This is a genomic window from Micromonospora saelicesensis, assembly GCF_900091575.1.
Classification (GTDB): Bacteria; Actinomycetota; Actinomycetes; order Mycobacteriales; family Micromonosporaceae; genus Micromonospora; species Micromonospora saelicesensis.
The window spans coordinates 1,512,593-1,531,086 of the sequence record NZ_FMCR01000001.1; the positions used below are offsets into that span (position 1 = coordinate 1,512,593).

General features: G+C 71.2%; 15 protein-coding genes and 1 pseudogene. 6 read left to right on the plus strand and 10 right to left on the minus strand.

Going from position 1 to position 18,494, the window contains the following annotated elements; translation table 11 throughout:
* Positions 1 to 20: 20 nt before the first annotated feature.
* The 5 genes from GA0070561_RS07130 to GA0070561_RS07150 all read right to left on the minus strand — a co-directional run bounded on the left by GA0070561_RS07130 (position 21) and on the right by GA0070561_RS07150 (position 5,844).
* The gene (locus GA0070561_RS07130; RefSeq protein ID WP_091396641.1) at positions 21 to 698 is read right to left on the minus strand and encodes a maleylpyruvate isomerase N-terminal domain-containing protein; all 678 of its coding nucleotides are present in this window, start codon (positions 696 to 698) and stop codon (positions 21 to 23) included.
* Positions 699 to 802: 104 nt separating this feature from the next.
* A complete protein-coding gene (locus tag GA0070561_RS07135; RefSeq protein ID WP_091396643.1) occupies positions 803 to 1,186 on the minus strand; it encodes a TFIIB-type zinc ribbon-containing protein in 384 nt (127 codons plus the stop codon).
* 22 nt (positions 1,187 to 1,208) lie between these two features.
* Positions 1,209 to 1,841, minus strand: a complete 633-nt coding sequence (locus tag GA0070561_RS07140) for a phosphoribosyltransferase (RefSeq protein ID WP_091396646.1) — start codon at positions 1,839 to 1,841, stop codon at positions 1,209 to 1,211.
* Between the two features lie 41 nt (positions 1,842 to 1,882).
* Complete coding sequence (locus GA0070561_RS07145; protein ID WP_091396649.1) at positions 1,883 to 3,262, minus strand: glycosyltransferase 87 family protein; 1,380 nt, start codon at positions 3,260 to 3,262, stop codon at positions 1,883 to 1,885.
* 50 nt (positions 3,263 to 3,312) lie between these two features.
* Positions 3,313 to 5,844 (minus strand): putative bifunctional diguanylate cyclase/phosphodiesterase, encoded by a 2,532-nt coding sequence (locus GA0070561_RS07150; RefSeq protein WP_091396652.1) that lies wholly within the window; start codon positions 5,842 to 5,844, stop codon positions 3,313 to 3,315.
* A gap of 798 nt (positions 5,845 to 6,642) precedes the next feature.
* Here GA0070561_RS07150 and GA0070561_RS07155 point away from each other — a divergent pair.
* From GA0070561_RS07155 to GA0070561_RS07175, 5 genes are all read left to right on the plus strand, one after another.
* A complete protein-coding gene (locus tag GA0070561_RS07155; protein WP_091396655.1) occupies positions 6,643 to 9,657 on the plus strand; it encodes an AfsR/SARP family transcriptional regulator in 3,015 nt (1,004 codons plus the stop codon).
* 260 nt (positions 9,658 to 9,917) lie between these two features.
* Positions 9,918 to 10,409: a cyclic pyranopterin monophosphate synthase MoaC gene (gene moaC, locus GA0070561_RS07160; RefSeq protein WP_091396658.1), complete on the plus strand. Its 492-nt coding sequence runs from the start codon at positions 9,918 to 9,920 to the stop codon at positions 10,407 to 10,409.
* Entirely contained in the window at positions 10,406 to 10,876 is a 471-nt protein-coding gene (locus GA0070561_RS07165) for a MogA/MoaB family molybdenum cofactor biosynthesis protein (RefSeq protein WP_091397543.1), read from the plus strand. Before moaC ends, GA0070561_RS07165 begins: the two co-directional genes overlap by 4 nt.
* Positions 10,877 to 10,953: 77 nt before the next feature.
* Entirely contained in the window at positions 10,954 to 12,213 is a 1,260-nt protein-coding gene (locus tag GA0070561_RS07170) for a molybdopterin molybdotransferase MoeA (RefSeq protein WP_091396661.1), read from the plus strand.
* Complete coding sequence (locus GA0070561_RS07175; protein WP_091396665.1) at positions 12,210 to 12,638, plus strand: molybdenum cofactor biosynthesis protein MoaE; 429 nt, start codon at positions 12,210 to 12,212, stop codon at positions 12,636 to 12,638. The genes GA0070561_RS07170 and GA0070561_RS07175 overlap by 4 nt, the downstream gene beginning before the upstream one ends.
* A gap of 4 nt (positions 12,639 to 12,642) precedes the next feature.
* On the opposite strand, the gene GA0070561_RS07180 is transcribed toward GA0070561_RS07175, so the two are convergent.
* Positions 12,643 to 14,109, minus strand: a complete 1,467-nt coding sequence (locus GA0070561_RS07180; protein ID WP_091396668.1) for a glycosyltransferase 87 family protein — start codon at positions 14,107 to 14,109, stop codon at positions 12,643 to 12,645.
* Positions 14,110 to 14,324: 215 nt separating this feature from the next.
* On the minus strand, positions 14,325 to 14,870 hold the full coding sequence (locus tag GA0070561_RS07185) for a DoxX family protein (RefSeq protein ID WP_091396671.1): 546 nt from the start codon (positions 14,868 to 14,870) through the stop codon (positions 14,325 to 14,327).
* Between the two features lie 133 nt (positions 14,871 to 15,003).
* Here GA0070561_RS07185 and GA0070561_RS07190 point away from each other — a divergent pair, with 133 nt between their 5' ends.
* Complete coding sequence (locus GA0070561_RS07190; protein ID WP_091396674.1) at positions 15,004 to 15,552, plus strand: GNAT family N-acetyltransferase; 549 nt, start codon at positions 15,004 to 15,006, stop codon at positions 15,550 to 15,552.
* A gap of 24 nt (positions 15,553 to 15,576) precedes the next feature.
* On the opposite strand, the gene GA0070561_RS07195 is transcribed toward GA0070561_RS07190, so the two are convergent.
* The 3 genes and pseudogenes from GA0070561_RS07195 to GA0070561_RS34100 form a co-directional block, all read right to left on the minus strand.
* On the minus strand, positions 15,577 to 16,818 hold the full coding sequence (locus tag GA0070561_RS07195; protein ID WP_091396677.1) for an ATP-binding protein: 1,242 nt from the start codon (positions 16,816 to 16,818) through the stop codon (positions 15,577 to 15,579).
* A gap of 156 nt (positions 16,819 to 16,974) precedes the next feature.
* On the minus strand, positions 16,975 to 17,424 hold the full coding sequence (locus tag GA0070561_RS34600; protein ID WP_091397548.1) for an LppU/SCO3897 family protein: 450 nt from the start codon (positions 17,422 to 17,424) through the stop codon (positions 16,975 to 16,977).
* 422 nt (positions 17,425 to 17,846) lie between these two features.
* A pseudogene (locus tag GA0070561_RS34100) lies at positions 17,847 to 18,332 on the minus strand (LppU/SCO3897 family protein); the annotation flags it as partial.
* Positions 18,333 to 18,494 lie beyond the last annotated feature (162 nt).

Here is an 18,494-nt window from a genome sequence, read left to right on the forward strand (position 1 = left end):
GACGCGGCAACCGTCGTCGGTCAGCCGAGCAGTGGGAACCAGCCCGCCGACTCGCCCAGTTCCAGCCGGTCCCGGTCGGTCAGCGGTACACGCCCGGTGGCTTTCAGCAGGAAGTCGTGGTCGTCCCACGCGCTGGGTCGAACGGTGTCGTCGCTGAGCAGGCCGTCCATGGTCGCTACCGCGACGCGTACCGCCAGTGGGCCGGGCGGCGGCGCGTCGGGCAGTTCCAGCGTCAGGTCCAGGTGGTGGACGGCGGCCTCGGTGGTCAGGGTGGCGAGGAAATCCGGTACGCGCAGCACGTGTCCCTGGGTGGTCACGTACCCCTCGGGGTCGGCTGACCTGGCGGCGCGGACCGCTGCCGGCGCGGTGTCCCGCCAGAGCTCGACGATCCCGCTCGGACGGTCGAAGGCGGCAGCCGATCGGCGGACCCACCAGGCGTGCCCGGCGGCCTCGTCGTCGTTGCCGGGAAAGTCACGCCAGTAGCTCACGTCGTCGATGTCGGCGGGGCCGTCGACGGGGCTGGCCAGGGTGACGAGTGCCCGCTGGGCGTCGCCGAGCACGTGCAGGAGCAGGTCGGCGATGAGCCAGCCCCGGCAGCGGGTGGCTCGTTGCAGGCCGGCATCGTCCAGGTGACCGACCACCGCGGTGATCCCGTCGTACGCCTGGGCCAGCGCCTCGTCCGGTCGGATCGCGGTCATGCGACTCAGCCTCGCATGAAGCATCGCGCCCGCCAACGATCAATGGCCCGGGTGGTGTGCCCGGGCCGACGCGTGATCGACCCGGGCGGGAGGCCGGCCTGGGATCAGCCGAACATCTCGTCGAGGAAGCCCTTGCGCTTCTTCTGCCGGTAGTGGCCGTGGTAGCCGTGGTGTTGCTGCTGCTGGTGGCCGTAGGCCGGCTGCGGCGGGTAGCCGTGGGCGGGCGGGGGCGGCGGCGGGACGGCGCCGTAACCGGGCTGGTGCGGCGGGGGCGGCGGGGGCGGGTAGCCGGCCGGCTGCTGCGCGGGCTGCCCTGGCGCGCCGCCGGTCTGTTGGCGGCTCCAGTTGGCCTCCGCCTCGAACAGCTTCTCCAGCTCGCCGCGGTCCAGGAAGATGCCTCGGCACTCCCCGCACTGGTCGATGACGACGCCGCTGCGCTCGTACTGGCGCATTTCTCCGTGACACTTGGGACAGGTGAGGCTACTCATCGCCCGACGGTACCTGGTGGACCTATGCAGTTGCTGTGAGCGCCTCGGTGACTTCTTCGTCGGACACCTCGTGGAAATCGTCGTAGTAGACGCTGACCGCGCCGAAGTCCGCCGGGCGTTGCGCGCAGATGACCTGGTCGGCTTCGGCGGCGAGCAGTTCGTACGCCTCCTGCGCGCCGACCGGGACCGCGACGACGACGCGGTGTGCCCCGAGTTGGCGGACGACTTCGACGGCGACGCGGGCGGTTGCGCCGGTGGCGAGGCCGTCGTCGACGATCACGGCCGTCCGCCCGGTGAGGTCCAGCTGTGGGCGGTCGCCCCGGTAGAGCCGTTCCCGGCGTTCCAGTTCGGCCTGCTCCCGATGGCGGACCTCGGCGATGTCGTCGCTGCTGAGTCGGCTGGCCACCGCGTCGTTGAGCACCTGGACGCCGCCCGGCCCGAGTGCGCCGAAGGCGACCTCCCGGGCCCACGGCATGCCGAGCTTGCGGACGACCAGCACGTCCAGTGGTGCGCCGAGGCGTTCGGCGACGACCCGGGCGACCGGCACGCCGCCACGGACGAGGCCCAGGACGACGACGTCCGGTTCGCCGATGAGTGCGGTGAGCCGTTCGGAGAGCGCCCGGCCGGCGTCGGCCCGGTCGCGGTACGTGGTCATGCCTTCAGGTTTACGCCCTGACGCGCCGTTCCGCTCGGAAGTTACGCCGAAGTGGTCCGACCGGACCCCTCATCGGCAACCGCGGCGGTCGGTGTGTCGCCCGGGCGGTGCAGGGCGGGAGCCCAGGTCAGCAGGGCCAGCGGGTACAGCAGGTAGCCGAAGCGGGTCGTGGGCATCAGGGCGATGGCGGCGAGCAGCCCGTACCCGCAGATGAGTGCGGTGGCGACGGCGGTGCGGGGCGGGCGGCGGGCGAGCCGGACGGCGATGGCCACTCCGGCGGCGACCAGCAGCCCGGCGGCGATCAGCCGGCCGGCGGGTAGCGCGCTGGCGATCAGGTAGCCGGGGAACGGGGACTGCGCGGGGCTGGTGACCAGCCCGTGGCCGAGGGGGAAGCGCAGCACGTTCTCGGTGAGGGCGTCGCGGTCCACCAGCAGCGCCGGCAGTAGTGCGGCGATGGGCAGTCCGATGGCGCCGACGGCGACTCGGGTGCCGGCGCGTCGGGTCAGGCCCCAGACGATCAGGACCAGGGCGACCGGCCAGGCGAACAGCTTCAGCGCGCCGGCGAGCCCGACCGCGAGGCCGGCCCGGCCGGGTCGGTCGGCGGCGGCGAACGCGAGGGCCAGCAGGCAGAGCGCGAGTACGGGTAGGTCGTCGCCGCCGGTGGCGAGGGTGAGGGCGCAGATCGGCAGTACGGTGGCGGCCTGCACGCCGCGCAGCAGGGCGGCGTCCCGCCGGTGGTTCGCGGCAGTGGTGGCCTGGCCGGCGGTGGCCCCGCCGGTGGTGGCCTGGCCGGCGGTGGCCGGTGTTCTGCGCAGGGCGGCCACGGCCAGGGCGAGTGCCAGCGCGGTGCCCACCGCGAACCAGACCCGGGAGTCGGTCCACCAGGTGTCGAGCAGTGCTCTGGGCAGGCCGAACATCGCCATGCCGGGCTGGTACGGGGTGTAGCCCATCAGTTGCTCGCCCGGTGGCAGGGCGGCGATGGCGTCGGGTCCGAGGTATGGCGTGCCGTGTTCCAGGAGGCGGCTGCCGGCCTGTTCCACGACCAGCACCTCCTCCTGGGCCCGGTCGGTGCGCCCACCGGCCCGGTCGATGCTCTGCCAGGCCAGGGGCAGCAGTGTGGTGGTGGCCCAGGCGAGGCCGGTGACCGCCCAGCGGGCTGGCAGACCGGTCAGCCGGGAGGTGGGAGAGCGTCGACGCAACAGAAGTTGGGCGATCACCGTCAGCGTCGCGAGCAGATAGCCGACGGCGGCGACCGCGCCCCAGGCGCGGTGCGGCAGCAGGGTGGACGTGACCGCGGTGATCGCGGCGAAGGTGGCCGACACGGCGTAGAGGCCCAGGTCGAGGGCGAGTCCGCCGGCGGCGTTGTCGAGCGTGCGCCAGTGCCAGCGACTGCGGTGGGCGGTCGGGTCGTCGACGATCACGCGCGACAGTCTGGCAGACCGGGCTGCCCGCGCAGCGGGGCGACGCCTGCTCAGGCGGGCAGGTGTGGCAGGCGGTCGGGCCTGGAGCGGCCGGCCTGGCGGCGGTTCTGGCTCAACCGGATCACCGCCCCGGTGTCGTGCAGCGGCGCGGCGAGGGTGCCCGGTCGGCCGCCCGAGCCGCGCTGCATCGCCGCGAGCAGGGTGCCGGACGGCATCGGCCGGGCGAACAGATGCCCCTGGCCGGCGACGCAGCCCAACTCCCAGAGGGCCCGCCGCTGCGGCTCGCTTTCCACCCCCTCGGCCACCACGTCCAGGTCGAGGCTGCGACCCAGGTCGAGGGTGGAGCGGATGACGGCGGCGGCCTCCGCCGAGCTCTCCATCGTCGTCACGAAGCTCCGGTCGATCTTCAGCTCGTGAACCGGGATTCGGGAGAGCAGCGAGAGGGAGGAGTAGCCGGTGCCGAAGTCGTCCAACGCCAACCGGACTCCCTCGTCGCGTAGTCGGCTGAGCACCCGGTCGACCACGTCGAGTTGGCTGAGGGTCAGCGTCTCGGTCAACTCCAGGACCAGCCGGTCCGGTGGCAGGTCGTGGGCGCGGAGGCGGGCCAGCACCGAGCCCGGGAACCGCGCGTCGAGCAGACTGCGCGGGGACACGTTGACCGCGACCGGTACGTCGAAGCCCGCGTCGCGCCAACTCACCGCCGCGATCAGCGCCTGGTCGAGGATCGCTTCGGCGAAGGCAGGTAGCAGCCCGGACCGTTCCACCGCCTCCAGGAACCGCAGCGGGTCGATCAGGCCGTGGGTGGGGTGGTGCCAGCGGGCCAGCGCCTCAGCGCTGGTCACCTCACCGGTGCCCAGGTCGACGATCGGTTGGAAGTTGACGACGAACTCGTGGTCGGCGACCGCGCGCGGTAGGTCACCGCCGAGGGTGAGGCGACCAAGGTCGGCGGTGTCGCGGGTCGGGGCGTACGTGGAGATCCGCTGCCCGGCTCGCTTCGCCTGGTACATGGCCACGTCGGCGCGGCGCAGCAACTCGGCCATGCCGCCGTTGGACGGTGCGCCGGAGATCCCGCCGCTGGCTTCGACGCTGATTCGCATGCCGTCCAACTCGAACGGCTCGTGCAGGGCGGCGAGCAGCGTCTCGGCCCGGTGCGCGGCGACCGCCGGGGCCGGCAGACCGCGCATGAGTACGGCGAACTCGTCGCCGCCGAGGCGGGCCACCAGGTCGCTCGGCTGGGCCGCACCCCGCAACCGGTCGGCCACCTGCACCAGCACCTGATCGCCGGCGGCATGCCCGAGCGTGTCGTTGACTTCCTTGAAATGGTTGAGGTCGATCAACACCAGCGCGGTCACCCCGTCGGCATGACGGGTGCTCAGCTGTTCCGTGCCCTCGTCGAGGAGGTGCCGGCGGTTGGCCAGGCCGGTCAGCGCGTCGTGTGAGGCCGCGTACGCGTGCTCGTCGGCGACCCGGGCCAGTTCGGCGTACGCCTGGGCGTTGCGCACGGCGGTGCAGAGCGCGGAGGCGAAGGTCCGCAGGGTGTACTGCTCCCGCTCGGAGAGTTGCACCGGGCCGCGGAAGCGCAGCCGAAGCATGCCGACGTCGACCGTCCGGTCGTGGCCTTCCAGCGGTGCGGGGACGATCGTGCCGTCCACGTCGGTGAGCGTGCCGGTCGGGCCGTCGAAGGTGATGCCGCCGGTGCCGCCGCGTACGGTGCGGCCGCCGTCGCGCAGCTCGATCTCGACCTCGTCGGCGGAGAACAACTCGGCGGCCTGGGTGACGGCGGTGGTGAGGACGTTGTCCAGGTCGACCACGTTGAGCGCGTCGGTGGTGCGGGCCAGCCGCTGCCACGCCTGCTGCTCGGTGCGGCCTCGGATGCGCGCGGAGTAGGCCAGGTGCAGGCTCAGGACCAGGGGCGGGACGGCGAGCAGCAGCCGGGGGTCCATCCGGACGATCAGCAACGTGCAGGCCGCGACGGCGAACCGCACGGCGAAGCCGGCAAGCCGAAGGTCGAGATTGCTGCGGAAGTGCTTCGCGATTCTGGTCTGGGAGGCGAGCGCGATGACCGGGATGGCGAGTAGGTCGTCCAGGAGCGCCGCGACCAGGTAGGCGAGCGCCAACGGCCCCAGCAGCATCAGGGGGGCCGTCTCCGTGGGCGGCCAGGTCCAGGTCGTCATCGCGAGTGCCGTGCCGGCGCCCCAGGCCACGATGACGTTCTTGCCGATACCGAAGGCCAGCTTGATCGGTGTGAGGCGAAGCGAGGCGAGGGCGATTCCGACTGCGGTACAGAGCACGACCACCGAGGTCGGGGCGATGGCTGCACCGACGATGATCGCTGTCTCGTTCCAGCTGATCGACTGGGTCGTCGACCGGATCCGTACGCGAGCCTTGACGAGCGTGCCCAACGCGATCATGAGCGTGAGCATGACCAGGACTGCGCCGTCGCTCACCGTCTCCAGCTTCGCCGAACGGAATGCGGTCGGAAGTGACGTGGCGACGATGACCGCGGCAACAACGACGACGAGACCGACGAGCAGCAACAGCCGCCGATCGGTCTCAATCTCTCGTCGCTGAGGAAGGGTCATGCCGCTCCCGAAGGACTGCCTGCTCGTTCTCGCAGCCTACTGCCCGGGCCCTCAGAAGTCCTGTGTCGAACTTGTCAGTTCCAGTCGGTGCCACGCATCGCGTTGCCCCCTTCTCCCGCTGCGCCAATTGGAGTACCTGTCCCGTGATGGGGAGGTCTTCCTCCGAAAGGCAGCTTAAGAGGCGGAAGGGCAGGCTAGAAGAAATAAATGTCGGTATGCGCAACATTAGCCAACTTGAAGCCTGTTTATCACGTTCTGTCCATCGTTACTGAACGGAGTGCGGTCGAACGAGCCGGCACTGGATTCAAGTGGCACCTTGCAAGTGTGGACGGTATCTGACGAGGTTATGGGACGCCTTATTCTTTGAGTCTGAGGGCCGTTCAGGAGTTGCCTCATCCGGAGTTTGGTCAGGCGTGAGGGCGGCATGGGCAGAGTTGGCGCGGCCGAGGGCGCCCAGTGGGGCAGGTAAATGGCAGCGGCCTACGCCCGGTCCTTGGCGACGACGGGTGGATAACCGCGTTTCGGCAGGCGGGGATGCAACTTGCTGCCGGCACCGTGCGGTCCCGCACTGGCATTCGCGCAGCTCCTCCCGTCACTCCCGCACGCCTAACCGTCGTTCGTATCGCCCCGTAAGCGGTACGCCACCCCACGAGGTCGTACACTCCGTTGCGTGATCGGCTGAATACCTGATACGGCTGGCGGGGACGGGTGGAGATTCAGGTTCTGGGCGGCCTTTCGGTGCAACTCTCTACCCACACGCTGCGCCTTGGCACACCCAAGCAGCAGACAATCTTCGCGATGCTCACCATTCAGCCCGAGCGACTTGTGACAGTGGACGACCTCGTCGATGAGCTATGGGCCGATCGCCCACCGCGATCGGCCGTAGCTAATGTGCGTACCTACGCCGCCAATCTGCGCCGGGCTTTCGAGGCTTTCCCGGCCGGCCGCGGTGCCATCGAACGCCAGCGCAGCGGCTATCGGCTCGTAGTCGACCCGGAACGGGTCGACGTCTTTCGCTTCGAGTTGGAACGGAACGCGGGCCGGGAAGCGCTGACGGGTGGCCACCTGGACCGTGCCCGCGAACTGCTGGGGCGTGCCCTGGCTCGGTGGCGGGGACCGATGCTCGCCGGCGTACCGCTCGGGCCCGTCCTCACCTCCCGAGCTGTCGCGGCCGAGGAGGAGCGGCTGTTGACCGTGGAACTTCTCGCTGACGTCCAACTGAGATCGGGCCGGGACGACCTGGCAATTGCGCTGTTACGGGAGGTGGTGGCCCGCCATCCTCTGCGTGAGCCGGCCTACGTCCTGCTCATGCGTGCCCTGCACGAGCGCGGGGACAACGCGGAGGCGCTGGCGGTGTACGACGAGATTCGAACAACGCTGACCACGGAGTTGGGTGTCGGCCCCGGGGGCAATCTCGAGGAGTTGCGCCGCTCCATCGTCACGGCGATGTCGCGCCCCGGTTCGGCGCGTGCCGCCGTACGGGTTCGCGGACCTGACCGGGCGCGCCAGCCAGCGGGAGGGGCGGGCGTGGCGGTCAGCGCGGCACCGGAGCCGGCGGCTCAGATCAGCCCAGTCGATCACCTTCCCCGAGCTGTCACCGACTTCGTCGGCCGAGCGGACGTGGTGTGGCGGCTGCTGGCGGAGACTCGGCGGGTCGAGGAGCGGGTGCCGGCCGTACACATCATCGACGGCATGGCAGGCAGCGGGAAGACGGCCCTCGCCGTGCACCTCGCCCGTCGGCTGTCCGATCGATACCCGGACGCCGCGTTGTTCATCGACCTGTGCGGGCACGGTGACAAGAACCGGATCGAGCCGGCGGGTGCTCTGTTCACCCTGCTTCGACAGCTCGGGGTGCCGGCCGACCGGGTTCCGGTGGAGTTCGACGACAGAGTGGAGTTGTGGCGACAGGAGTTGGCCCGCCGCAGGGCAGTGGTGATCCTCGACAACGCCGCGAGCAGCGAGCAGATCATGCCCCTGCTGCCGGCCGAGCCGACCACCGTTGTGTTGGTGACCTCGCGACGACGGCTGTCCCACCCGGATGCCGGGCCGTCGCGGACGCTGCCGGTGATGAGCCCGCAGGAGAGCGTGGATCTGCTCCGCCTGAGCGTCGGTCGGGACCGGGTCGAGGCCGAGCCGGATGCCGCCGCCGAGGTGGTGCGCCGGTGCGGGTACCTCCCACTGGCGATTCGACTGGCCGGTGCCAGGCTGGCGCATCGGCGCGGCTGGCGGTTGGCGGACCTGGTGGAGCAGATGGCTGGCGATGCTCCGGTGCTGCACCATCTCGCTCAGGAGGAGAGCACTGTCACCGGGGCCTTCGCTGCCTCCTATGAACCGCTTTCACCTTTGACCAAGCGTGTCTTCCGATTCCTGGGTCTGTACCCGGGCAGCCGCTTCGGCGCGCCGGCAGTCGCCGCACTGACCGGTCTGACGATCGCGGAAGCTCGCGCGGCGCTCGACGACCTTGTCGACCGGAACCTGGTCGAGGACCTGGACTCGACGCGATATCGACTACACGACCTCATGCGGCAGTACTCCATCGATCTGTGCTCGGGTACCGACTCGTCGAACGACCGCCGACGTGGACTGGCTCGACTGTTCGACTTCACGCTGGAGGCCGTCCTGAAGGTCGCCGACCTGCTGGAGCCGGGCGTCATCAGATCCCAGGTGACGCACATTCCGACCGGACAGCTCGAACTCGTCGAGGCCATCGGGGAGCCGACCGCTGACTGGTTGGAGGCCGAGCGGACGGACCTGGTGACGATGGTGGTGTCGGCACGCGAGTCGGGGTTCCACCAGCACTGCTGGCAACTGGCCCGCGCTCTCTGGCGCTTTTGCTACATCCGCGGTTACTTCGAAGACATCATCCTGACCCATCGTCATGGACTGGAGGCGGCGGAGGCTGCCGGGGACATCGATGCGCTCGCGCTGATGAACAACTACCTGGCGTCCGCCTACGTCCGCACCGGGAACAAGCAGGGGGCGCTCGACCACCTGACCCGCTCGGTCGAGCTCTCCCGCAACTCGTGGGACGCGCTGAACCCGGCCCGGTACCGCGCGAACCTCGCCGCTGTCTACTGGTGGAGCGGTCACCTGGCCGAGTCGGTGAAGCTCGGCTTCGCGTGTCTGCGCGATTACAAGGTGTACGGGAATGTCGGCGGGTCCATCCTGCTACCGAATCTCGGTCTGGCGCTCTCAGCCCTGGGCCGTTACGAGGAGGCGCTGCGGATACACCGCCGGCACCTGGCGTGGGCCCGGACGAACTCCGACGAGTTCCACACGCTCAACGCTCTCAGCCACATCGGCGCCGTGCGTCTCCGAATGGGTGACCTTCCGCAGGCGATCCGAATTCTCCTGGCCTCGTTGGCGCTGCGCGATCGCACCGGGCACCGGTATGCCGAGGCCGAGGTGCGCAACGACCTCGGGATCGCCTATCGCGGTCTGGGTCGTCTGGTGGAGGCCCAGCAGGAGCACGAGTTGGCTCGGAAGCTGTCGATCGGTTCGGGCGAGCGACACGTCGAGGCGGCTGCGCTCAACGAACTCGGCCGCACCCTGCTGGCGCAGGGTCGGGGCGGTGAGGCGTTCGAGGTGCACCAGGAGGCGTTGCGGTTGGCCACGCGGATTGCGCACCCCCACGAGCAGGGTCGAGCGTTGGCCGGGCTCGCCGAATACTTCGCCCGCACCGACCCGGCCGAGGCGCGGCGGCACTGGGAGCGGGCGTTGGCGATCTTCCGACGGATGGGCGTGCCGGAGCGCTTCGAGGCCGAACGTCGCCTCGCCGAGTTGACTGGCCCGACAGTGGTCGCAGAGCGCTGACCAGTCTGAACGGCGCTTATCGATTTCTTATCGGCAGGCCCGGTAACTTACCGACCGTATCGACGAACGGGGGAGGTTCTGCCCCTGGGCAGAACCGGGTCGTCGACACGCGCCCGCTGCTGGGTCCCCCCAGCGACCTCGGCGGCGGGCTGGTGAGGGAGGAGCGGCGTCGGGGCCGTTGCGCCGTCAGCACCCGGTGCTCGTCAGCGTGACGCCGCTCCTTCCGACCGCCGTCGTACCGCACCGATAGGCTCACGACCGTGACCGAACCCGCGCAGCTCAGCCACGTCGATCGCGCCGGCGCGGCCCGCATGGTCGACGTCTCCGCCAAGGCGGTGACGGGTCGCTTGGCCGTCGCGGCCGGCCGTTTGCGGACCACGCCCGAGGTCATCGACCTGTTGCATCGCGACGGGCTGCCCAAGGGTGACGCGTTGGCCGTCGGGCGGCTCGCCGGAATCATGGGGGCCAAGCGCACTCCTGACCTGATCCCGCTCTGCCACCCGATCGCCCTGCACGGTGTCACCGTCGACCTGCGGCTGACCGCCGAAACAGTGGAGATCACGGCGACTGCCCGCACGGCCGACCGGACGGGCGTGGAGATGGAGGCGCTGACGGCGGTTGCCGTCGCCGGTCTCGCCCTGGTCGACATGGTCAAGGCGGTCGACCCGGCGGCCTCGGTGGAGGCGGTCCGGGTGCTGCGCAAGGAGGGCGGCAAGACCGGCGAGTGGGTTCGGCCGGAGGACCGACCGTGATCCGGGCCCGGGTGATCGTCGCTTCCAATCGGGCCGCGGCCGGTGTCTACGCCGACACCAGCGGCCCGCTGCTCGTCGCCGGCCTGCGCGAGCTGGGCTGCCAGGTCGACGACCCGGTGGTGGTGCCCGACGGTGAGCCGGTCGGCGACGCTCTGCGGGCGGCCCGCGCCGACGGTGTCGAGGTGGTGCTGACCAGCGGCGGCACCGGAGTGACCCCGACGGATCGGACCCCGGACGTGACCCGGGGCCTGCTGGATTACGAGATCCCCGGCATCGCCGAGGCGATCCGTGCGCACAGTCGTGACCGCGTGCCGACGTCGGTGCTGTCCCGGGGCCTGGCCGGGGTCGCCGGTCGGATGCTGGTGGTCAATCTGCCCGGCTCGACCGGCGGCGCCCGGGATGGCCTGGCCGTTCTCGGGCCGATCCTCGGCCACACCGTCGACCAGCTCCGCGGCGGGGACCACTGACCGCTTCGCGGTGGCGACCACTGACCGGTGCGCGCCAGGCCCGGGCGGGTGTCGGTCCGTGCCGATAGGCTCGGTCGGTGAGCACGGAAACCGCACCCACAGCGGATCGGGTCATCGCACCACCGCCGGCCGGGTGGGAAGAAGCCCGTTCGCGGGTCTACGCGGTCGGTCTGGCCGCCGCGCTGCCCGCCACCGCCCGACCACTTGTCGACACCGACGGGTCGACCCTGGCCGAGCCGTTGACCACCCGCACCGACCTGCCGGCGTTCCCGACCTCCAGCGTGGATGGCTGGGCGGTGCGCGGCAGTGGGCCGTGGCGCGTCGTCGGCCGGGTCCTGGCCGGCAGCACCCCCGCGCCGCTCACCGAGGACGACACCACAGTCGAGATCGCGACCGGCGCGATGGTGCCCGAGGGCGCCACCGCCGTGCTCCGCGTCGAGGAGTCCGCCGCATCCACCACCGGCCTGATCAGCGGCACTCCCCGGGAGACGCCCGAGTGGCGCAACCCCGGCGAGGAGGCGTACGTCGATGAGGAGTTGCTGCCGGCCGGCACGCCGGTCGACCCGGCGGTGATCGGCCTGGCCGCCGCCTGCGGGCACGACACGCTGCGGGTCCGGCGGGCGCCGCGCGCCGCGCTGCTGGTCTTCGGCGACGAACTGCTGACGGCGGGTCCGCCCGCGGCCGGTCGCATCCGCGACGCGCTGGGTCCCGCGGTGCCGGCCTGGCTGCGGCGCTACGGCTGCCAGGTCCGCCCGTCCGACGTGGTCGGCCCGGTGGCCGACACGCTGCCCGCGCACGTGGCGGCCCTACGCTCGGCACTGGGCCACGCCGATCTGGTCTGCACCACCGGCGGCACGATGAACGGCCCGGTCGACCACCTGCACCCGACCCTGGAGGCGCTCGGCGCCGACTACGTGGTCAACACGGTGGCGGTCCGCCCAGGCTTCCCGATGCTGCTGGCCCGGCTGACCGGCCCCGACGGGCGAGCCCGGTTCGTGGCCGGGCTGCCGGGCAACCCGCAGTCGGCCATCGTCGCGCTGGTGTCGCTTGTCGCCCCGCTGCTCGCCGGCCTCCAGGGCCGGTCGATGCCGGTGCTGCCGCAGGTCACGTTGGCCGAGGCGGTGCCCGGTCGCGGTGACCACACCCACCTGGCGTTGGTCCGACTGGACCGGTCCGCCGGGGTAGCGTTCCCGGTCCGTCACGTCGGCTCGGCGATGCTGCGGGGCCTTGCCGGCGCGGACGGGTTCGCTGTCATCCGACCCGGCACCAGCGGTGAGCCGGGCGACCGGGTGCCGATCGTGCCAATGCCGTTGTTTCCCGGGGAGCGTGCATCGTGACCGCACCAGCGATCACCTTCGGCGAGGTCACCGACCAGCCGCTTGATCTCGCCACGCACGAGGCGGCGGTCGCCGACCGCCGGGCCGGCGCCGTGGTGTCGTTCCAGGGCGTGGTCCGCGACCACGACCACGGCCGCCAGGTCACCAGCCTGGAGTACGAGGGGCACCCGAGCGCCGCACAGGTGCTGCGCGAGGTGGCCGCCGAGATCGCCGCGGAGCCCGATGTCTACGCGGTGGCGGTCTCGCACCGGGTCGGTCCCCTGGTGATCGGTGACGTGGCGCTGGTCGCCGCGGTGAGCACGGCGCACCGGGCGGCGGCCTTCGCGGCCTGCGCCCGACTGGTCGACGAGGTCAAGGCGCGACTGCCGATCTGGAAGCGGCAGGTTTTCACCGACGGCACCGAGGAATGGGTCAACTGCCCCTGACCGCTCAGCGGCGGCCGTTGACCACCACGGCCCGGGCGAGCCGGTCGCCGTAGAACGCCGGCTCCGCGCCCGGCCGCCAGGGCAGCGCGGCGACCAGGACGATCAGCGCGAGCGCGAGCGAGTTCTCCATCAGTGCCCCGAACAGGCCGTCCTGGTAGTGCGACATCTCCGGCAGTTGGTGTTCGTACGGCCAGATCGGCGAGATCAGGAAGAGCAGGTAGAGCCCGATCGCGGCGAAGCCGTGGCGGAGCCCGGTCAGCGTCGGGTACCAGATCGGCGGGCGGAGCCCGTTGACCCCGGGCAGACCGCCGAAGACCGGCCCCTGGCCGGAGCGCTGCGGCATCCCCCGGCTCGCCTCGCGGCGACGCACGGCGGCGTCGGCCAGCACGATGATCGCCGGGATCACCCAGACCAGGTGGTGCGTCCAGGAGATCGGGCTGATCACGTTCGCGGTGAGCCCGACCAACGTGAAGGCGGTCAGCTCGTCACCGTCGGCGCGGGAACTGGCCGCCCGGGACAGGCCCAGCGCCAGGACCAGCACTGAGAAGGCGAGCCAGAGCAGCCCCGGGGTCTCGATCGAGTCGTACAGCCGGGCGAGCAGGCCGGCGAGGGACTGGTTGGGCGTCATGTCCGCCGCGCCGACCCGTTCGGTCTGCCACAGCACGCTGCCGAAGTAGGTCCGCGACTCGTCACCGACGATGGCGAAGGTCCCCAACGTCACGCCGATCGTGGTGCCGATGGCGGTGGCCGCCACCCGCCACTGACGGGTGATCAGCAGGTAGGCGATGAACAGCGCCGGGGTGAGCTTGACCGCGGTGGCGAGGCCGATACCGGCCCCGGCCCAGGCCCCGCCGTAGATGAAGCGCAGCAGCGGGCCGTCGGTGGCGGCGTAGTGGGTGCCCCGGCGGGACCGCCAGCGAAGGCCGATCAGGTCAGCCATGATCAGGGCGAACAGCAGGATGTTGACCTGGCCGTAGCCGAGCGTCTCCCGGCCGGGCTCGATGGCGACCGCGAGCGGCACCGCCAGGGCCACCGTGAACCACAGTGGCCACCCCAGCCGGTCCACGATGGGTCGGAGCAGCCCGGCCAGCACCAGCGCCAGGGCGGCGATGCTGGCGGCTGCGTTGACCAGGCCGGCCGCGCCGATCGGCAGTTGCGCCATCGGCAGCATGACCAGCCCGGCGAAGGGCGGATAGGTGAACCCGAGTGTGGTTTCGGGCGCGATGAACTCGTAGAGCTCGTGACCGCTCGCCCACCACACCACGGCACCGTGGTAGATCTTCATGTCGAAGAAGTTGTACGGCCGCCCGAAAGTGCCGATGGCAAGCCATGCGGCATAGGCGACGGCGGCCACGATGGCGCCCCGTACGACGTTCCTGCGATCGATCCCGCGCGTCACACGGTCGATCCCGCGTGTCACACGTTGGATTGGGGCGAGGCGGTCCGCCCGTCTACCGACATCCGTCGGCATGGCGTGGCCACCCCCGTACCAAGGTCGTCCTACCCGTCCAGGTCCTGCACGGAGCCTAGAACGGCGCCTCACGTCAGTGCCTCCCGCGTTATGCGACCGTGTCCGATCCCACACATGTTTTTGACATTTCCACCGCGTTAACGCCTACCGGGTGGTTCAGGTAATTCGTGGCCTTAGCGAGGGGTGGGGGTGAGGCGGAGACGGATCGACGCAGGTCAGCCGGGGAGTCGACGTGCGGTGGACGCGGAGCGGACGGCGATTCGGGCCTCCCGGCGGGCGGTCCGGACGGCGCGTTGCATGGAACGTCGAGAGTGGCCGATGCGATGGCCCGTCCGCCACCGCAGACCCGGCTTGCCACCGGTGTCCGCAGCGGCGAGCAGCAGACCGCCGAGGAGCCCGAGGTTCTTCAGGACGTGAATCTGGTTGTTGTTCTTGGCGATCGGGTCGTCGTTGTTCCAGAAGGGATGTCCGGCGATGGTCACCGGGACCAGCGTGCCGGCCAGAACCAGCGCCGCGGGTCTGCTGAACCGGCCGGCGGCCAGCATCAGACCGGCGCTGACCTGCACGACCGCGTTGAGTCGGATCAACGTCTCGGTCTCGGTGGGGAAGCTCGGATGTGCCTTCTTCAGCACTGGCGCGACCTTGTCGGTCACCGGTTTGGCGGCCACCGCGAGCCGGCCGGGGTCGCGCAAGTTGCGATACCCGCTGACCACGAAGATGCCGCTCAGCATGGCGCGGGCGAGGGAGCGTACGGGCGTCATGGATCAGTCATACCCCGTCGCGAGGTTTGCTACCCCGTCAACCGCAGGATCGGATTGGTGTTCGTACACGTGCGCCACGCCGAATCGAGCGACCGTCACGGATGGACGGGCGCTGGCGGGTAACGTCCCGCGGGTGACCACGCTGCGGCTACGCCCCGAGGACCCGGCCGACGCCGGTCCGGTCCGCCGCGTACTGGCCGCCGCCTTCGCCCGCCCGGACGTGGCGACGCCGCCGGAGGTCAGCCTGGTCGACGAGCTACGCGACACCACCGCCTGGTTGCCGGAGTTGGCCATGGTCGCCGAGTACGGCGGTGAGGTGGTCGGCTACGCGCTGCTCACCCGGGTGCGGCTGCGGCCGGAGCGAGGCTCGGACGTGCCCGTCCTGGCCCTCGGCCCGGTGGCGGTCGCGCCGCACCGACAGCGTGTCGGGCACGGCACGGCGGTCGTGCAGGCCGCCCTGGACGCCTCCACCGAGTTGGGCGAGCGGCTCGTGGTCGTCCTCGGTGCCCCGGTCTTCTACCGGCGGTTCGGGTTCGGCCCGGCGAGTGAGCTGGGCCTGACCGGCCCGTGGGCCGGCCTCGGTGAACCCTGGCAGGCGCTGGTGCTGCCGCCGTCCACCAGCGAGGAGGGCCCCCCGCCTCGCGGTGAGGTGCTCTTTCCGGCGCCCTGGTCGAAGGTCTGACCGGGTCGACGTGATCCTTGGAGGTCAGGCCGGCTGTGTCCGCAGGTACCGGCCGAAGTGCGGGACGGTGAAGGCGACAGTGCCCCGCTCACCGGAGTAGATCAGCCCCTTCTTGATCAGCGCGTCCCGGGCCGGGGACAGACTGGCCGGCTTGCGGCCGAGGGCACGTGCGATCTCCGCGGTGGGCACCGCGGCGTCCATGTCGTCGCGGACCACCGCGCCGGGCTCGCCCTCGACCGCGGACATCATGGCCATCGCCCGCATGTACTCGCGCTCGGCGGGAGTGGCCCGTTCGAACCGGGAACCGAAGAACCCGACCGCCAGCTCGGCCTCCGCCTCGGGCGCGGCGACCCGCACATCGGCGGCGGTGATCGGCGAGCGTGGCGCGTGGTCCCAGGTGGCCTTGCCGTACGCCTGGACGAAGTAGGGATAGCCGCCGGACTTCTCGTAGAGCAGGTCGAGTGCCTTCTGCTCGTACTCGACCTCCTCGCGCTCGGCGGGCGCGCAGAGCGCCCGGTCGGCGGCGATCCGGTCGAGCCGGTCGATGCGTTGATAGCGGAACAACCGTTCGGAGTACGACTTGGCGGCGCTGAGCACGGCCGGCAGGTGCGGAAGGCCGGCGCCGACGACGATCAGTGGCGCACCGAGCTGGGACAGCTCGTGGCAGGCGGCGCAGAGCGCCGACACGTCCTCCGGGCCGAGATCCTGCATCTCGTCGATGAAGATGGCGATGCCGGTGCCGACGTCGCTGGCCACGGCGGCGGCGTCACTGAACAGTTCGACCAGGTCGATCTCGATGTCGCCGGAGTCGGCCCGGCCGCTGGCGGCCGGCACGTCGATGCCGGGCTGCCACCGGTCGCGCAGCTTGGTGGCGGCACCGGCCCGGCCGGTCGGGTTGGACCGCTGGGCGAACGCCTTGAGGACGCCGAGGAACGCGTCGATCCGGTCCGGTGCGCGGTGGCGGGGGGCGAGTTCCCGGACCGCCATGTGCAGCGCGGCGGCGACGGGTCTGCGCAACGACTGGTCCGGTCGAGCCTCGATCTTGCCGCTGCCCCAGAGCCGGTTGATCGCCTGCGACCGGAGCGTGTTGAGCAGGACCGTCTTGCCGACGCCACGCAGCCCGGTGAGCATCAGACTGCGCTCGGGTCGGCCCCGGGCGATGCGCTCGAGCACGATGTCGAAGACGTCCAGCTCTCGCCCCCGCCCGGCAAGTTCGGGCGGACGCTGACCGGCGCCCGGCGCGTACGGGTTGCGGACCGGATCCACGCATCGCAGATTATCGGGCCATCTAGCTGCGAGGCTAGACATGGATAGATGGGGCTACCGGCGTGTCGAGACCGTCGACCAAAAACTAGGCCTGTCTAGCGTGGACGCTAGACAGCCCTAGTTTTGGCAATCGGACCACCGATCGGCCAGATCGGGCTAGCGCTTCTTCAGACAGAGCACGTAGTCGAACAGGTCGACCGAGTTGTCGTGCACGTAGTTCGCGGTCGCCTGTGGCGCGAGCGTCTCGCACCGGTCGCCGTCGGTGGTCGCCGGAATTCGCAGCAGCACCTGATAGGTGTTCGGGCCGCAGGGCACCTTGCGGAGTTCCGCGTCGGTCTCACTGCCGTCGTTCACCACGCAGTCACCCCTGGCGAACTCCTCGTCCGGAGTCGGGGCGGACGACGTCGGGGCGTCGCTGGGCAGCGCGGGTGGAACGCCCGGGGCGCTCGTCGACGGGGTACGCGCCGCGTCACTGCCAGCGTCGGCCACCTTCCAGACCGCCCATCCGGCCAGGCCGAGGCACGGACAGAGCACGAGCAGCACCACCACCGTGATGATGAGAGCGACGTTGCGGCCGGTCTTCTTCGCCGGCGCGACGGGCGGCATCCCGTAGCCGCCGGCGGGCTGCTGACCCCACGGCGCGGGTGGCTGACCCGGTATCGGTCCGGCCGGCTGGCCGGGCATCGGGCCCACCGGTGGGTACGGCCCGGCCGGTGGGAACGGCCCGGGCGGTGGGTAGCCCGGGCCCGAGGTGGGCGGAGGCGCCCACATCGGCGTGGTCGGCGGCTCCGGGTTGGTGGGCGGCGGCGCCCACATGGGTGCCGTCGGTGGCTCCGCGCCGGCCGGCGGCGGACCCCACTGCTGCCGGGTCGGATCGTCCGCGGGCGGCGGGGTGCTCCACTGGGGCACTGTCGGGTCGACCGGTGGTGAGCTGTCGGGCCCACTGGGCGGGCGCTGGTACGGATCGTCCGGCTGATCGGAACCCGCAGGTCCGTAGGTCGTCATGTCATCCCCGGGGGTGGGTGGTCTCAGCGTTGCTTGAGGCAGAGGACGAAGTCGAGAGTGTCCAGCTCACTGTCGAAGAAATACCAGTTGGTGTAGCCCTCGACCTTGCCGCACTTGGCCTCGGCGTCCCGCTCGCCGCTGGTCGGGCCGTCGATCCGGCTCAGCACCTCGTACGACTTCGCGGTACAGCCGCTGATCAGCAGCTTCGGCTTGCCGCCGGCGGTGCCGTCGTTGCGGACGCACTGGCCGACCTTCGCGAACCGGGGATCGGCCGACGACTCCGGCGCGGCCGCGCTCGGCGCGGGCTCGACCGCGCCCGCGCTGGGCTCACCGGCAACGGCCGAACTGCTCGGCGCGGCTGCCGGCGCCGGGTCGCTCTGCCCACGGCGAAACCAGAACACGCCGGCGACGGCCACCACCAGCAACACGACGGCCAGTACCGCGATCAGCGGCCCCCGACCGCGCCGCCTCGGTGCCGGATCCTCGCCGTACGGGTCGTCGGGCCGGTACGGCTGCCCGCCGTACGTCGGGGTCGGTGGGGTCGGCTGGTACGAGCCGCCGTAGGGCGTGCGGGGCTCGTGGCCGTAGGGCGTGTCCGTCCCGCCACCGTAGGGCGCGCCGGGCGCTGCACCGTAGGGCGGGTTGGGTGGGCCGCCGTACGGCCCGGGTCG

Excerpts from the sequence above, each read along its gene's own strand:
- GA0070561_RS07180 (WP_091396668.1), bottom strand. The coding sequence starts at position 14,109 with ATGCCGACGGATGTCGGTAGACGGGCGGACCGCCTCGCCCCAATCCAA.
- GA0070561_RS34600 (WP_091397548.1), bottom strand. The coding sequence starts at position 17,424 with ATGCCGCCCGTCGCGCCGGCGAAGAAGACCGGCCGCAACGTCGCTCTC.
- GA0070561_RS07185 (WP_091396671.1), bottom strand. The coding sequence starts at position 14,870 with ATGACGCCCGTACGCTCCCTCGCCCGCGCCATGCTGAGCGGCATCTTC.
- GA0070561_RS07130 (WP_091396641.1), bottom strand. The coding sequence starts at position 698 with ATGACCGCGATCCGACCGGACGAGGCGCTGGCCCAGGCGTACGACGGG.
- GA0070561_RS07135 (WP_091396643.1), bottom strand. The coding sequence starts at position 1,186 with ATGAGTAGCCTCACCTGTCCCAAGTGTCACGGAGAAATGCGCCAGTAC.
- GA0070561_RS07150 (WP_091396652.1), bottom strand. The coding sequence starts at position 5,844 with ATGACCCTTCCTCAGCGACGAGAGATTGAGACCGATCGGCGGCTGTTG.
- GA0070561_RS07155 (WP_091396655.1), top strand. The coding sequence starts at position 6,643 with ATGCTCACCATTCAGCCCGAGCGACTTGTGACAGTGGACGACCTCGTC.
- GA0070561_RS07140 (WP_091396646.1), bottom strand. The coding sequence starts at position 1,841 with ATGACCACGTACCGCGACCGGGCCGACGCCGGCCGGGCGCTCTCCGAA.